15 protein-coding genes and 2 pseudogenes are annotated in these 12,947 nt (G+C 70.5%); 10 read left to right on the top strand and 7 right to left on the bottom strand.

What is annotated here, in order from left to right; all coding sequences use genetic code 11:
- Window positions 1-40: 40 nt before the first annotated feature.
- Together PV410_RS19065 and PV410_RS19060 are read right to left on the bottom strand one after the other, a co-directional pair.
- Window positions 41-580, bottom strand: a pseudogene (locus tag PV410_RS19065) (MIP/aquaporin family protein); the annotation flags it as partial.
- Window positions 581-824: 244 nt separating this feature from the next.
- Window positions 825-1,325, bottom strand: a complete 501-nt coding sequence (locus PV410_RS19060; RefSeq protein WP_500326005.1) for a carboxymuconolactone decarboxylase family protein — start codon at window positions 1,323-1,325, stop codon at window positions 825-827.
- A gap of 47 nt (window positions 1,326-1,372) precedes the next feature.
- Here PV410_RS19060 and pdxR point away from each other — a divergent pair, with 47 nt between their 5' ends.
- Complete coding sequence (gene pdxR, locus PV410_RS19055) at window positions 1,373-2,827, top strand: MocR-like pyridoxine biosynthesis transcription factor PdxR (RefSeq protein ID WP_500326003.1); 1,455 nt, start codon at window positions 1,373-1,375, stop codon at window positions 2,825-2,827.
- On the opposite strand, the gene PV410_RS19050 is transcribed toward pdxR, so the two are convergent.
- Together PV410_RS19050 and PV410_RS19045 are read right to left on the bottom strand one after the other, a co-directional pair.
- Window positions 2,820-3,392 carry an LOG family protein gene (locus tag PV410_RS19050; protein WP_500326216.1) on the bottom strand — a complete coding sequence of 191 codons (573 nt, stop codon included), beginning with the start codon at window positions 3,390-3,392 and terminating at the stop codon, window positions 2,820-2,822. The genes pdxR and PV410_RS19050 overlap by 8 nt on opposite strands.
- Before the next feature lie 146 nt (window positions 3,393-3,538).
- A complete protein-coding gene (locus tag PV410_RS19045) occupies window positions 3,539-4,411 on the bottom strand; it encodes an NAD-dependent epimerase/dehydratase family protein (RefSeq protein WP_500326001.1) in 873 nt (290 codons plus the stop codon).
- Window positions 4,412-4,614: 203 nt separating this feature from the next.
- Here PV410_RS19045 and PV410_RS19040 point away from each other — a divergent pair, with 203 nt between their 5' ends.
- On the top strand, window positions 4,615-5,124 hold the full coding sequence (locus PV410_RS19040; RefSeq protein ID WP_500325999.1) for a GNAT family N-acetyltransferase: 510 nt from the start codon (window positions 4,615-4,617) through the stop codon (window positions 5,122-5,124).
- 57 nt (window positions 5,125-5,181) lie between these two features.
- Here the strand turns inward: PV410_RS19040 and PV410_RS19035 are convergent, their stop codons facing one another.
- Window positions 5,182-5,649, bottom strand: a complete 468-nt coding sequence (locus PV410_RS19035) for a GNAT family N-acetyltransferase (RefSeq protein ID WP_500325997.1) — start codon at window positions 5,647-5,649, stop codon at window positions 5,182-5,184.
- Between the two features lie 192 nt (window positions 5,650-5,841).
- Window positions 5,842-6,816: a GNAT family N-acetyltransferase gene (locus PV410_RS19030; protein WP_500325995.1), complete on the bottom strand. Its 975-nt coding sequence runs from the start codon at window positions 6,814-6,816 to the stop codon at window positions 5,842-5,844.
- Window positions 6,817-7,683: 867 nt separating this feature from the next.
- Here PV410_RS19030 and PV410_RS19025 point away from each other — a divergent pair.
- The 8 genes and pseudogenes from PV410_RS19025 to PV410_RS18990 all read left to right on the top strand — a co-directional run bounded on the left by PV410_RS19025 (window position 7,684) and on the right by PV410_RS18990 (window position 12,516).
- Entirely contained in the window at window positions 7,684-8,130 is a 447-nt protein-coding gene (locus tag PV410_RS19025) for a GNAT family N-acetyltransferase (protein ID WP_500325993.1), read from the top strand.
- A gap of 143 nt (window positions 8,131-8,273) precedes the next feature.
- Window positions 8,274-8,765, top strand: coding sequence for a DUF2975 domain-containing protein (locus PV410_RS19020; protein WP_500325991.1), 492 nt, complete (start codon window positions 8,274-8,276; stop codon window positions 8,763-8,765).
- Window positions 8,765-8,986: a helix-turn-helix domain-containing protein gene (locus PV410_RS19015; protein WP_499509914.1), complete on the top strand. Its 222-nt coding sequence runs from the start codon at window positions 8,765-8,767 to the stop codon at window positions 8,984-8,986. The genes PV410_RS19020 and PV410_RS19015 overlap by 1 nt, the downstream gene beginning before the upstream one ends.
- Window positions 8,987-9,158: 172 nt before the next feature.
- A pseudogene (gene fbiC, locus PV410_RS19010) lies at window positions 9,159-9,677 on the top strand (7,8-didemethyl-8-hydroxy-5-deazariboflavin synthase); the annotation flags it as partial.
- Window positions 9,674-10,369 carry a 2-phospho-L-lactate guanylyltransferase gene (gene cofC, locus PV410_RS19005; RefSeq protein ID WP_500325989.1) on the top strand — a complete coding sequence of 232 codons (696 nt, stop codon included), beginning with the start codon at window positions 9,674-9,676 and terminating at the stop codon, window positions 10,367-10,369. The pseudogene fbiC and the gene cofC, both read left to right, overlap by 4 nt.
- Entirely contained in the window at window positions 10,357-11,097 is a 741-nt protein-coding gene (gene fabG, locus PV410_RS19000; RefSeq protein ID WP_500325987.1) for a 3-oxoacyl-ACP reductase FabG, read from the top strand. The genes cofC and fabG overlap by 13 nt, the downstream gene beginning before the upstream one ends.
- Before the next feature lie 260 nt (window positions 11,098-11,357).
- Window positions 11,358-12,005, top strand: coding sequence for a cysteine hydrolase family protein (locus PV410_RS18995; RefSeq protein ID WP_500325985.1), 648 nt, complete (start codon window positions 11,358-11,360; stop codon window positions 12,003-12,005).
- Window positions 12,006-12,123: 118 nt separating this feature from the next.
- Window positions 12,124-12,516: a DUF1622 domain-containing protein gene (locus PV410_RS18990; protein WP_500325984.1), complete on the top strand. Its 393-nt coding sequence runs from the start codon at window positions 12,124-12,126 to the stop codon at window positions 12,514-12,516.
- A 48-nt stretch (window positions 12,517-12,564) separates the two neighbouring features.
- On the opposite strand, the gene PV410_RS18985 is transcribed toward PV410_RS18990, so the two are convergent.
- Window positions 12,565-12,942 (bottom strand): hypothetical protein, encoded by a 378-nt coding sequence (locus PV410_RS18985; protein ID WP_500325983.1) that lies wholly within the window; start codon window positions 12,940-12,942, stop codon window positions 12,565-12,567.
- Window positions 12,943-12,947: the final 5 nt, after the last annotated feature.

Here is a 12,947-nt window from a genome sequence, read left to right as displayed (position 1 = left end):
CCGCCCCGATGATGGGCCCGACCAGGTAGATCGCGAGGTCGGTGGTCTGCCCGGAGAAGACCGCAGGACCGAACTGGCGGGCCGGGTTGACCGAGCCCCCGCTGAGCGGGCCGAGGGTGGCGATCACCACCCCCACGGACAGCCCGATGACGGGCGCCAGACCGCGGATGAACCGGGGGCGGGCGACGAAGAACGCGACGACGAGGGTCAGTGCCAGCATTCCCCCGACCTCTCCGAGGAGGACCGGCACGGGCTGCCAGGTCGGGGCGGGCCGGATCGCGGCGTGCGAGACCGACGGGAGCGCCACCGCCGGACCCCAGGCGAGGCGTGCCAGGCCCGTACCGGCGGCGGAACCGGCGAGCTGGGCCAGCACGTACGGCAGGACGTGCCGTCCGGGGAAGGCGCCCATCAGCCACAGGCCCACGGTGACGGCGGGGTTGGTGTGGCCGCCGCTGCGCCGTCCGGGAGGGCTGAGGATCAGGCCGGTGAGGATGGCCCCGCTGACGGCGCCGATCACGACGAGGGCGATGCGCAGGTCGGCGATGTAGAGGGACGATTGCGGGTCACGCAGCCATCGCACGACCGTCACCGCGAGGAACAGCAGGAAGGTCGTGAGGACGAACTCGTCGGCGGCACGGGCCAGGGCCGGTCGGCGTGGCGGAGGGGAAGCGGTACCCACGTGGATCTCCTGGTCGGGGTGGTCGCCGGCGGGGCACCCCTGACGTCTGCTGCCGGGGGAGGAGCCACGAGCGGGGGAAGCGGCCGGGGGACGCGTCGGCCGCCGGGCCGGCCCGGCCGGGCAGGGACCCGGCCGGACGGGCGTGTCAGGCGTTCGGCGTGTAGTGGCCGGGGACCATGCGGGTCGAGACGCCGATGCGGTTGAAGGCGTTGATCGCCACGATCGCGGCGATGAGGTGGGCGAGTTCGGTCGCGTCGAACTGCGCGGCGGTCCTGGCGTACACCTCGTCCGGGACGAATCCGTCCGTCACGACGGTGATCGCCTCGGTGAGCTCGATGGCCGCGATCTCCCGTGCCGTGTAGAAGTGCCTCGCCTCCGTCCAGGCGCCGAGCTGGATCACGCGCTCCGCGGACTCGCCGGCGGCCATGGCGTCCTTGCTGTGCATGTCCAGGCAGAAGGCGCAGTGGTTGATCTGCGACGCGCGGACCTTCACCAGGTGCAGCAGGGCGGCGTCGACACCGCGGCCCGCGGCCGAGTCCAGTCGGACCAGCGCCTTGAAGGCCTCAGGGGCGAGCTTCGCCCAGTCCATGCGTGCCGTGTGCTCCGGAAGTCGGGTGGTGTGCTCATGTGCTTCGTTCATCGTCATGCCGGCAACGCTACGGATCGGGTGGTACTGGAGTATGGTCCAATTACATGAGGGATTCCCGGACCAATTCCGCCGCCGAACCGCCTGCGTCCGCGATCGGCGCCGACCTGCATCTGGAACTGCGCGGGACCAAGCTGCGCACCGGGCTCACCGACGCGCTGCGGGAAGCCGTACGCACGGGGCGCCTCGCGCCCGGTACCCGGCTGCCGCCGTCCCGCTCGCTCGCCGCGGACCTGGGCGTCTCCCGCAACACCGTCGTCGAGGCGTACGCGGAGCTGGTCGCCGAGGGCTGGCTCACCGCCCAGCAGGGCTCCGGCACCCGGGTGGCACCCAGGGCCGAGCCGCACAGCCCTCCGACCGGCGCTCCCCGCGCCAGGCCCGTCCGGACCCGCCCCAGGTACGCCATGCAGCCGGGTTCGCCGGACCTCGCGAGGTTCCCCCGCACCCAGTGGCTCGCCGCCGCACGCCGCGCCCTGACCGCCGCGCCGAACGACGCCCTGGGCTACGGCGACCCCCGCGGCCGTCCGGAGCTGCGCGCCGCGCTCGCGGACTACCTGGCACGGGCCCGCGGGGTGTACGCCGAGCCGGAGCGGATCGTCGTCTGCTCCGGCTTCCACCACGGACTGGCACTGATGGCCCAGGTCCTCAGGGTCCGCAAGGCGCGAGCGGTCGCCGTCGAGGCGTACGGCCTGGACCTCTACCGCGACCTGCTGACCAACGCCGGCCTGCGGACCCCGCCCCTGTACGTCGACGAGCACGGCGCACGCACCGACGACCTGGCCCGCCTGCGGGGAGTGGGAGCGGTACTGATGACCCCGGCGCACCAGTACCCGACGGGAGTCGCCCTGTGCCCGGAGCGGCGCACCGCGGCCGTCGCCTGGGCGCGGGACACGGGCGGCCTGATCCTGGAGGACGACTACGACGGGGAGTTCCGGTACGACCGCCAGCCCGTGGGCGCCCTGCAGGGCCTCGACCCCCAGCGCGTGGTGTACTTCGGCTCGGCGAGCAAGTCACTCGCCCCGGGGGTACGGCTCGGCTGGATGGTGCTCCCGGACGAGCTGGTCCCCGAGGTCGTGGAGGCCAAGGGGTACGGCGACTACATGTCCAGCACCCTGGAGCAGCTCACGCTGGCCGAGTTCATCACCTCGGGCGCCTACGACCGGCATGTGCGGTCGATGCGACAGCGCTACCGGCGCCGCCGTGACCAACTGGTCGCAGCCCTGGCGGAGCGGGCGCCCGGCGTCCGGGCGGCCGGCATGGAGGCGGGGCTTCAGGTCGTCCTCGAACTCCCCGCGGGGACGGAGAACTCGGTCGTCCAGGCGGCGGCCCGGGAGGGTCTCGTGGTGAGCGGGCTCCGGGAATTCGGCCACGAAGCGCAGGACTCCGGCTGGCAGCTGCCCGAGCGCGACGCCTTGGTGGTCAACTACGCGGCCCCCTCGGACAGCGCGTGGAAGGGCGCACTCGACACCCTGTGCGGCGTGCTGCCCCAGGTCCTCAGTTGAGGGGGCGCCCCACGAGGGGGACCTGCCGGGCGGCCCCAAGGGAGGCCTCCAGCTCCGCGAACGCGGCGGCACCGGTGTCGGCGACGAGGAGCAGTTCCGCCAGGGGCACCGGCAGGAACCCCTCCTCGTCCATCCGCCGGAGCTGGAGGACCAACCCGTCGTAGAAGCCCGCCGTGTTCAGCAGCACGACGGGCTTGGCGTGCAGACCGTGCTTCCTCAGTTCCAGGACCTCGGTCGCCTCGTCCAGGGTTCCCAAGCCGCCGGCCATCACCACGACCGCGTCGGACGTGGCGAGCAGCTGGGCCTTCCGCGAGGCGAGGTCCTCGGCGAAGACCATCGCGTCGGCGTCCTGCCTGGCCCATTCCCGTAGGAAGCCGACCGATACCCCGGCGAGCCGCCCGCCCGACTCCCGTACGGCGTCGGCGACGACCTTCATCAGCCCGGTGTCCGACCCGCCCCACACCAGGGTGTGGCCCCCTGCGCCGACGAGCTCCCCGAATGCGCGGGCCGGCCGCGTGTAGCGCTCATCGAGGTCGGCGGCGGAGAGGAAGACACAGATCTTCATGGGCGCGGGCGCTGCAGCGGTCATGGCCCGAACGTACGTGGGCCTGCACCCTCACACGCGGACCATTCCCCGCGCGGAACACGGGACCAATTCCGTCGCCCGCGACCCGTGGCGGGCCGCGACCTGTGGCGGCCCGCCGGCCCGCGTCAGGCCATCTGCGCCGCGAAGCCGGAGCGCCACGAGGGATACCCGGGTCGCCACCCGCGCGACCGGGCCAGCCCGTTGGACGCACCCCGCGCCCAGTCCAGGCGACCGGGTACGGGCCCGGGGGCCGGAACGCCCAAGGCGCGGGCCAGCGCCGGCAGCCACTCGCGGGCCTGCGCGGGTTCGTCGTCGACGATGTTGACGGGACCCGAGGGCCAGGCGAGCGCGGCGACGGCGGCCCGGGCGGCGTCGGCGACGTGGAGGAACGACATCACCGAAAGGTCCGCCTCGGTGCTCCCGAGGAACCGGGCGGACGGATCCCCGGCCAGCGCCGCGGCGACGGGCCCTCCGGGTGCGTACCAGGTGCCCGGGCCGTACAGGATGCCGTACCGCAGCTGCACCGCCGTCTCCACTTCGGCGGCCTTCTCCTCCAGCGCCCGGACGCCCTCCACCATCCCCCCGCGCGGCGGTGCCGCCCCGACGTCCAGCGGTGTGCTCTCGTCGGCCGGCCCCTCCCCGGGCGCGTACGCCCAGGAGATGGACTGGGCGACGATCCTGGTCACGCCGGCGGACACCGCCGCGTCCACCAGGTTGCCCGTCCCCTCGCGCCGCAGCCGGTTGGTCGCCTCCCCGTCCGCGTCCGACAGGTCGGTGAGCTGATGGATCACCGCGTCCGGCGCGGCGCTCGCCAGGACCCGGTGCAGCGCCTCCCGGTCGAACACGTCCGCCTGGACGGCTGTCGCCCCCTGCTGCCGAATGCGCTCGACACCCGCCGAGCCACGCGAGATTCCCGTGACGTGGTGGCCCTCGGCCAGCAGCAGCGGAACGAGCTGACGGCCGACAGCGCCGGTGGCACCGGCAACGAAGACATGCATGGTCCACTCTCCTGTGATCAGACGGAACCGTCCCATCGGGGCGGACGGTCCCTGGTCGTACCTGCAACGCTAGGCGGTGAGTGGTACCGGAGCCGGATCCATTTCGCGGATGTGTCGGCGGACCAATTCGGCGGTGCCTCATTGGGGCCTCCACGCGGTGCGAGAGCGGCGTCCCCGGCCGGGCATTCTGAAAGGATCGGAGCATGACCGGCAACCCCCACCCCGCCACCGCATTCCACCGGCCATTCGCGGCACCGGTCCGGCTCGACCTCGCCGATCCCGGCACCCTGCGTCAGCTGTGGGACCTTCAGCGGATCTCCTACGCCGTGGAAGCCCGTCTCATCGGGTTCGACGGCATCCCGCCCCTGCACGAGTCCCTTGACCAACTGCGCACGTGCGACGAGTCCTTCCTCGGGGTCCGCGACGGGTCGAGGCTCGTCGGAGCGGTCGCCTGGACCCGCTTGCCGAACGGTGCTCTGGACATCTGCCGCCTCGTGGTCCATCCCGACGCGCATCGCCTCGGCGTCGCAACGGCACTACTCGGCGCACTGGATTCGGTCGAGCCCGCGGAGCTGACCGTCGTCTCCACGGCGACCGCCAACCTGCCTGCGCTCGCGCTCTACCGTCGGCGCGGATTCACACCTGTCGGTGAGCGCCATGTCGCGCCCGGCGTCACGGTCACCCTGCTGGAACGCAAGCAGTCATCGGCATGACCGGGTTGGCGCGTAGGGCTCTTCGGGACGGAGAGCCGCCTTCTGGCACCAGCCTGTTCAGACCGGGACTTCGAAGACGAGCTCGAGGCCGTCCACCTCGTCCCACTGCTCTCCGACCTCCACGAAGCCGAAGCCGGAAATCGTGGCCAGGGATGCGGTGTTCTCGGGACTGATCGTCACCCGCGCGGTCTTGACTCCAGATTCGGCGGCGGCGCGACGCAGCAACTCGGTCAACATCGTCCTGGCGTACCCCTGGCGACGGTGGCCGGGGGCCACCGAATAGCCGATCTCCACCATGCCCGCCCCATCGGGCGGTCCGTGGAACCCGGCGTACCCCACGACGACGCCTTCGGGCTCGGCCACCACGGCTCGGGTGAGCCACCCCGCGCTGCCCGCGTCCGAGGCCAGCTGGTTGACCCGGTACCGCCAAACCCACTTCGCCTGGTCGGTGAGGAAGTAGTCCGTGAACTCGACCCCTGCTTCGGCACTGGCCCGGGCGAGGTCGTCGTCCAGCAAGGCGGTCATGGCCGTGCTCGTGAGATCGACGAATCTCACTGACCTCAGGCCGCTCGGGGCCGGGGACGGGCGGGCGGGTTCATCTGTCACAGCGCTGGATGATCGCGGAGCGCCCTGGAGCGTGTCCATCGGTTTTCGGAGTGGTCGACGCCCTACCGGCTCAAGGCACTCACCCGACCGAGCCCCCGGGGACCGAAGCCGTCAGACGTCGAGCGCCCAGCGGACGTACCGCTCCTTGGGCGCGAACCCGGCCTTCTCGTAGATCCCGAACGCCCCACTGGGATTGGTCGAGTCCACGCTCAGGCTGGCCTTCCCGTAGCCCTGGTCGGCGGCGCTGCGCAGCGCGTGCCGGATCAGGCCGCCGGCGACGCCGCGCTTGCGGTAGTCGCGGAGCGTCCCGATGAGCATGAAGTGTGCCTCGCGCACGCCGGTGGCCACCGTGTCGGCCTCCCACGACATGGTCACCAGCATGCCCGCCGGGGCCCCGTTCGCGGCGTCCCGGAGCAGGAAGCTCACCTCGGGCCGGAAGGTGTGATTGGTGATCTTGTTCCTCCAGGCGTCCACGGGCACCGGCACGGTACCCCAATGGTCCTTGAACGCCTCGTTCCGGATCATCCGGAACTCCTCGTCGTTCTGCTCCGACCACGGCTCGATCCGCAGCCCGTCGGGGATCACCGCGTCCGGGATCGCGTCACCGAGCGGATGCTCCATGAAGTGGTAGTAGCGGGCGGGTGCGAAACCCTGGGAGCGGAAGAGCTCGGCCGCACCGGCGATGCGCTCGCAGTTCTGGACCTGGACCTCGAGCTTCAGGGTCGGCTGGTGCAGTGCGTGCAACGCCTTCGCGCCCGCTATCCCGGCCTTCAGCAGCACGGTGCCTACACCCTGGCGACGGTAGTGCGGGTGCACGCCGCCGTCGACCATGATCCGGTGCACGTCCTCGGCGGTCGGCTTGTAGGTGGCCTTCATGTAGCCGACCATCACGTCGCCGTCGAAGGCGGCGAGGCTCGCGCGCTCCAAGTCCGCGTAGGGATCCACCAGTTCCTGGAGGGTGTCCGCCTCCTCGTAGTTCTCGCCGATCTTGTCCTCGGCCTCCATGGCGTTGAGGAGGTCGGCCGACGTCTTCGCGTCGCCTGTGGTGAGCGGTCGCCACGTCAGGGTGGTGGATTCTGCGTTCATGGGGGCGACGGTACGGACTCCGGCCGGAGGCTGTCGCGTTGTTTTCGCGACGCCGGCGGGGGTGGATGCGACGGGGGCTCAAGGCCTCCGGCGGCCCTGGCTCAGCCCACCGGTACACACCCGGGTTGCTGTTGAAGCCATGTTCTTGCCGCGGCTTCGGCCTGGCCGGGCCGGGTCGGTTGGTCAGGTGCCAGCGGGGAGTCGGGGTTGTGGCGGTGACCGGTGCGGTCGGCCTCGGCGACGCTGGCGATCACCAGTTGGGCGTCGTCGCTCAGCGCGAGCCCGAGGGTGTTCCGTAGGTGGGGGAGCCGAAGGACCGGGCGTGCGGGCGTCCGCGGATCATGGGGTCCATGCTGCCGCCGTTGTTTCCGTGCAGGTCGACGATCCACCCGCACACGCCGGTGCGGTCCAGCCTGCGCACCGCGGCCCGAGCGGCCTCGACGGTCCGCCGAGGAGGATCCGAGTCTCTCGGGCAGGGTGAGAAGTCCCAGCCGGCGCGATACGATGCGGCCGGTTGGAACGGGTATCTCGGCGGGCGGGACCGCCTGTTTCGCGCTCACCGTCTCCGGAGGATCCGGTATCGCCTGCGGTGAGCAGGGCGGCGCACAGGAGCAGATGCCCGGCGGTCCGGACCCGGACCGTCGCCGTGCAGGTCGCTGACGTCGTCCCCCATCACAGCACCCCGCTTTCGACGTGTGCGCCAGATGATCTCACCGTCCCCGGACAGCGGCAAGCGATCAGCCGACGCCACTTCCGACGCCACTTCCGGCGTCGCACCCCGGGGCACGTCCCGCCCCCGTGACGGCCGGACGCCGGCTTGCCGCCGGACGTCCACCGCCGATCCGGCGGCGCGGCAGGATGGGCACCATGGTGGAGATCAGCTTCCTGACCGAGTCCGACCGCGCCTGCTGGGAAGTGCTGGCCCGCGGCAAGGACACGTACTTCGACGTCGAACGCCACGACGACAGCTACGAACGGACCTGGCGACGCCTGCTCGACGACGAGCGGATACGCGGGATCGCCGCCCGGCTGGACGGCAGGATGGTCGGCATCGCGCACTACCTGTTCCACGCCAGCGTCTGGTACGCAGGGAAGTGCTACCTGGCGGACCTGTTCGTGGACGCGGAGGTCCGGCGGCAGGGTGTCGCGACCGCGCTGATCGAATGGGTCGCACGCGACGCGGAGGAACACGGCGCCCCTGGCCTCTACTGGAACACCCTGGAAGACGCCCCGGCTCGCGCGCTGTACGACAAGGTGGGCAGGTTCCACGAGGGCTTCATCCTCTACACCTACCGGCGTGACACGCATGCGTAGGCACTCGGCCGGTTCTTCCGGGTTCGGGGAACCGCCACAGCGTTCCGCAACGGTGCGTGGCGCCGCCCACCCTCCGTCCCCGCCCTTGCTTCACCTATCGAGATTCGATAGGTTTCCATCGTAACTCGATGGAAGGGTAGGTCATGGGAAAGCTGACCGTGCGTGCGCTGCGCGCCGTGCTGGTGGTGGTGTTTGCCGGCACCGTGTTCGTACAGGCGGGGATGGTGTGGGCGTTGGTGTCGGGCAACGACCCGGAGGACGGGTCGCTCCCGCTGACCCCGCTGCGCCTGATCACGATCCTGGGGATGCTGTCGGCCCAGGTTGCCCTGGTCTGCGTCTGGCGGCTTGTGGGGATGGTGCAACGCGGAACCGTGTTCTCCCACGCCGCCTTCCGGTACGTGGACGTCATGATCGGCGCGATCGTGGCGGCCGCCCTCGTGTGGTTCGCGGTCACGGCCATCAATGCTCCGGGCCAGCGGGAGGACCCGGGCGTCACCGTCATCATGGGCGGGGTCGGCGTGGCCATCCTGGGGGTCGCGCTGATGGTGCTCGTGCTGCGGATGCTGCTCGCCCAGGCCGTCGCGCGCGACGTCGAGGCGACGCAGATGCGGGCCGAGTTGGACGAGGTGATCTGATGCCGATCTCCGTCGACATCGACGTGATGCTGGCCAGGCGGAAGATGTCCGTGGGCGAGCTCGCGGACCGCGTGGGGATCACGCCCGCCAACCTCGCCGTGCTCAAGAACGGCCGTGCCAAGGCGGTGCGCTTCGCGACGCTCGCCGCGCTCTGCGAGGTGCTGGAGTGCCAGCCGGGCGACCTGCTGCGTTGGGAGGCCGAGGACGCCGCGGGCGCATGAAGTGCCCCGGGCCGGGCGTGAGAACGCCCGGCACCACCGGCCCGTGACACGGCACGTGGAGCACGCGCGACCCGCGTACGTGACCTCCCGACGGCGAACCCCCGTCCTTCCCAGCCGGAAAGGCGGGGGTTCGCCGTCGGGCGGGAACGACGTCCCGACGTACCCGTCGGGTTACGGCCATGTCGAAGAGCCGCGCCACTGGGTCGACCACATGCGGACGTTGGTCCGGCTGCAGCAGGAGACCGGCGGATTCACCGAGTTCGTGCCGCTGCCCTTCGTGCACCAGAGCTCGCCCATCTACCTGGCCGGCATCGCCCGTCCGGGCCCGTCGCGCCGCGACAACCGTGCCGTCCACGCACTGGCACGGCTCCTCATGCACGGCCACATCGACAACATCGCCTGCTCCTGGGTGAAGCTCGGTCCGGAGAGTTGCGTCGACATGCTGCGCGGCGGAGCCAGCGACCTCGGCGGCACGCTGATGGAGGAGACCATCAGCCGCATGGCCGGATCGACCAACGGGTCGATGTGGACGATCGCCGGTATCAAGGACCTGGCGACCGCGGCGGGCAGGACCACCCGACAGCGCACCACCACCTACGACGACGTCACCGCCGAGCGCGCGCGGGCCGCGCTCGGGTTCGACACCGAGGTGCACCGCGCCCTGCCGTTGAGCGTCGGGTTCCTGCGATGAGACGGTCGGACTGGGTGATCGTCATCCCGCAGAAGGACCTGCGACTGGCCAAGAGCCGCCTCGAACTGGTCCCGCGGGACCGTCGGAGCGTCGCCCGCGCCCTGCTCCGCGACACCGTGACGGCCGCACGGGCGGCACCCGGGGTCGGCGAGGTCATCGTCGTACTCGACCGCCTCCAGGACTTCGACGCCGTCGACGACCTCGACGTGCGCCCCGTCCTGACCGACGGCCCCGGCCTCAACGAGGCCCTCCGGCAGGGCGAGCAGACGGCCCGGGCGATCCACCCCCGATGCGCCGTGGCCTCACTCCCCGCGGACCTTCCCTTCCTCGAACCGGCCGTCCTCGGGCGTGCCCTCGCATACGCCCGCACCCGCGACGGGGCGTTCGTCGCCGACGCGGAGTGCCGCGGCACCACCTTGCTCACGGCCGGCCCGGGGCAGGCCCTGCAACCGTCGTACGGCGCCGGATCGCGAGCGGCCCACCGCCGCTCCGGCGCCCACGAACTGACCGAACCCGACCTCGCGTCACTGCGGTTCGACGTCGACCACCTCGCCCATCTGCTGCTCGTCGCACCACTCGTCAACCACTCGGACTCCCACCTTTCCGACGCGCTCGGCCGGCTCGACCCGGACACGTACGGGCGCACGCCGGCCGCACACACCATTCCTGGAGGACATCGATGGGTCTGCTGAGGGACCGCGCCGCCATCGTCACCGGAGGCGCCCAGGGCATCGGGCTCACGACGGTCGCGACGTTCCTGCGCGAAGGCGCGCGGGTCGTCATCGCCGACCGCGACGCCGACGCCGCCCGCAGTGCCGCGGAACGCCTCGACGCGGGCGACCGGGTCGTGACGGCGGCGTGCGACGTCACCGCCGCGGCGGACGTCCAGAGCGCCGTGGACCTGTGCGTCTCGACGTTCGGCAGGCTCGATGTGATGGTCAACAACGCAGGCATCACCCGTGACGCGACCATGCGGACGATGACCGAGGAGCAGTTCGAGCAGGTCGTCGCCGTACACCTCAAGGGCTGCTGGAACGGCACCCGACTGGCCGCCGCCGTCATGCGCGAACAGCGCTCCGGCGCGATCGTGAACCTCTCCTCCATCTCCGGCAAGGTCGGCTTCGTCGGCCAGACCAACTACTCGGCGGCGAAGGCCGGAATCATCGGGCTCACCAAGGCCGCGGCCAAGGAGACGGCCCACCACGGCGTGCGGGTGAACGCCGTCGCCCCGGGTCTGATCCGCTCGCCGACGACCGAGGCGATGCCGGCCCACATCCGGGACGCGAAACTCGCCGAGATCCCGATGCGACGCGCCGGCGAGGCGCCGGAGGTGGCCTCGGTGGCGCTCTTCCTCGCATCGGACCTCGCGTCGTACCTCACGGGGACGGTCATCGAGGTGACCGGCGGCCGTCACATGTGACCAGCCGCTGATCAAGTGATGTCAGGATTCACGGCCGCCCGCGCTTCGCCGGGGAGGGCAGGGACGAGGACCGAGGTGCAGCAATACACCGATGCAGAACGCCCCGCGATGGGGCAAAGTGGAACGGAGGGCCGAATGACCGGGACAGCGCCTCCGCGGGAAGGTACCTCGCGTCTCCGGATCGGAATGTGCTTCGGAAGGACATCCGCTGTACCGGTAATTGTCACGCCAGTGGTTCGTTGTCGCGTGAGGAGCACCAGGTGGAAATCAGGAATACCGACACGGCGGTCGTTTTCATTGACCCACAGAACGACGTGCTGAGCGAGAGCGGAGCGAACTGGGACGCGGTGGGGGCGAGCGTCACGGAGAACAGAACCGTCGAGAACATGGAGAGAATCTTCGAGGCGGCCAAGGCGGGCGGATATGAGGTCTTCATCTCGCCCCATTACTTCTACCCGACCGACAACGGATGGCGAATGAACGGGCCGCTCGAGACGAGCGAGCTGGAAACCCACACGTTCGCACGGGCGGGACAGCTCGATCTGACCGGGTTCCGAAACTCCGGGGCAGACTGGCTGGACCGCTTCAAGCCTTATATCGAAGACGGCAGAACGGTGGTCGCCAGCCCGCACAAGGTGTTCGGTCCGGAATCCAACGACTTGGTGCTGCAACTGCGCAAGCGGGGAATGCAAAGGATTGTTCTCGGCGGGATGCTGGCGAACATGTGCGTCGAGTCCCACATGCGTCACCTCATCGAGGAGGGATTCGAGGTAGCCGTGGTCAGGGATGCGACAGCCGGACCCCGGCACCCGGAATGGGGCGACGGCTATCAGGCGGCGATCATCAACTACCGCTTCTTCGCCCATGCCTTGCTGTCGACTGACGAAGTACTCGACGGAATGCGCTGAAGAACTCGCAGCGGGGGAATGGCGCTCGCGTCCGCCCGATGATTACGTTTTCAACGGGCGCCGTCGACGGTCGCCGGTCCACTGCGCGAGGGTGCGGTGGTAACAGAGCTTGCGGACCATGGACGAGCGGACCCGGGTCGGTGCGAGAGGGGATTCTGTGGAGCTCCAACACGTCGTGGAGCTGGCCGGTCGAGCCGTTGACGCCGCGGGCGTAGCCGTCATCGTCGTGGGGACGCTCTTGGCGACCGTCCTCGCGGCCGTGCGGCTCGGTCGCCGACAGGCAGGCGTGTACCGCGACTACCGCCGTCGCGTCGGGCGGTCGATCCTGCTGGGGCTGGAGTTCCTCGTAGCCGGCGACATCATCCGCACGGTCGCCGTCGCACCGACGTACGCAAGCGTCGGAGTACTGGCCGTGATCGTGGGCATCCGGACCTTCCTCAGCTTTTCTCTCGAGCTCGAGATCACCGGGCGGTGGCCATGGCAGAAGGCAGTGGCCGAAGCCGACGACTGACCCCGCGTGGCGCCGGCGGCCGGCGGAGCGACGCTAGCCTGGAGAGGGCTATCGCCCCGCTTGATCGTGCTCGGCTCGGAACTGGTCGAGCAGGCTGAAGAACAGCTCGATCGCTGGTGTTCCGGTGGCCTCGGCCTCGCGCTCGATCTGCGTCGACCAGCCCAGCGAGCTTTCCTCGCCGTTGCGCTGGCAAAGCCACCGGCTGAAGGGCGGTTCCGCACCCGGGGTGCAGAAGGGGAAGTCTTCCTCGATGCCGTGGATGCCCATGGCCAGGCGATACCCGTACAGCGTCGAGTTGAGGTGCTGCAGGGAGCCCCCGCGGACGAACATGCTAGGGCGAAGGCGTACCTCGTCCAGAAAGTCGTAGACGTCCTGAAGTTCGTCGATGCGCCGTGGCCGACGGTTGTTCTGCTCAGCCTGTGTCATGCGGG

Source organism: Streptomyces sp. PA03-5A (genome assembly GCF_033792725.1).
Taxonomy (GTDB): domain Bacteria; phylum Actinomycetota; class Actinomycetes; order Streptomycetales; family Streptomycetaceae; genus Actinacidiphila.
Note: the sequence above shows the minus strand (reverse complement) of the source record. Positions and strands in the feature narration are given on the sequence as shown.